The sequence below is a fragment of the Oleiphilus sp. HI0043 genome, assembly GCF_001634935.1.
In genome coordinates, this window is the sequence record NZ_LWEY01001153.1 from 1 (window position 1) to 1,025 (window position 1,025).

A 1,025-nucleotide genomic window follows, 5' to 3' on the forward strand; every position below is an offset into this window, starting at 1 on the left:
ATATAATACTGGAAACTTGGAGTACCTGACGCGTCAGTTGGCTGGCTTCATTTAGTTCAGGAGAGTAAATGAAACGCTCGTGGTTCAATTCGCCAGTGCTCATGCCAAGATCGGTAAACGAGTCAGCGATGTGCTGCCACCTTCCTGGGTTCATGTGTCCCAGATCCACCAGTTTGGGAACGATTAGACGAATGGTCTCCTGAGCTTCATGGCGGAGTTCTTCAATGCTGAGTTCTGATTGATACTTATTCTTGATGAGCTCAATAAGCTCATCTGGATTCTCAATAGCGTAACGCCAGCCGTCAATACTGGCTTTTCTAATGGCTTTCACTTCATCGCTATGCTCATCAACTTTAGACTCTGTGCTAAATAACACGTCTCCGTAATAGTCTATTCCGTAAACACGAGGGTCTATAAGGTTGTATTCGACACCTCTTTGTCTCAGCTGGAAGGGTTGATCGGTTATATAACCAACCATTGCATCGACTTTTTCATCGATTAAATCCTGAATATTGTAGGATAAGGGCACCGACTCAATTTGTGACTCATTAATCCCTTCTTTCTTTAACAGTCCTAACGTATTTGAACCGTAATGTCCCTCTGGGTACATCACGCGTTTACCGATTAAGTCTTGTGGAGTTAGCAGATTATTCTTCTTTAAAGTCATCAATACGATTGGCGAGTGTTGAATAATGGCTGCTAATGCGACGAGAGGATTGCCGTTCAGGTGATAGAGCACAAGCTCAGCATTGGCTATGCCATAATCAGCCTTACCCTCAAGCACTTCTGTGATGGGGTTTATATCAGGACCGGCAGCTCTGATCTCGACGTTGTAACCGGCATCTTGGTAATAGCCATTTTCCAGGGCTGCGTAGAATCCTGCAAATTGAAATTGGTGTTTCCACTTCAGTTGTATACTGACATTTTTGAGTGATGGGCTGAGATGCTCATCTGCGTAAGCGCTTGTGGAGCCAATCAACATACTCAGATACAGAAGAAAGAATAACGAGACGGTTGATGTGCCT

General features: G+C 44.2%; 1 protein-coding gene. It reads right to left on the bottom strand.

Translation table 11 applies throughout. The features are described from left to right. Positions 1 to 982 (bottom strand): ABC transporter substrate-binding protein (locus A3729_RS13245; RefSeq protein ID WP_197475844.1); only part of this gene is annotated, 982 nt, incomplete at its 3' end. Between the last annotated feature and the right edge of the window lie 43 nt (positions 983 to 1,025).